Source organism: Alcaligenes sp. PF14 (assembly GCF_037150615.1).
Lineage (GTDB): Bacteria > Pseudomonadota > Gammaproteobacteria > Burkholderiales > Burkholderiaceae_B > Alcaligenes > Alcaligenes phenolicus.
The window spans coordinates 1-227 of the sequence record NZ_JBAGRS010000039.1 but is presented as its reverse complement, the minus strand read 5'-3'; the positions used below and the strand labels follow the sequence as shown (position 1 = coordinate 227).

Here is a 227-nt window from a genome sequence, read left to right as displayed (position 1 = left end):
CTGAAGGCTGATTACAAAGCGCACAGCATCCAGGCCTTTGCCCAACTGGGTTACCGCATGCCCGTCAGCCCCCGCTCCAGCGTAGAACCATACGCCAGCGTGAACTGGCACCAGTTGCGTCACGGCTCCTTTAGCGAATCGGGTGGTCAGGCAGCCTTGCGCGGAGACTCGCAACGCCAGAACCTGAGCACCGTGACGCTGGGTCTGCGTGGCACCACGGAACTGGA

Annotated in this window: 1 protein-coding gene; it reads left to right on the top strand. The window is 62.1% G+C overall.

Annotated elements, in window-relative coordinates:
* A partial coding sequence (locus WFM49_RS18580; RefSeq protein WP_336974868.1) for an autotransporter outer membrane beta-barrel domain-containing protein occupies positions 1-227 on the top strand: 227 nt, incomplete at both ends.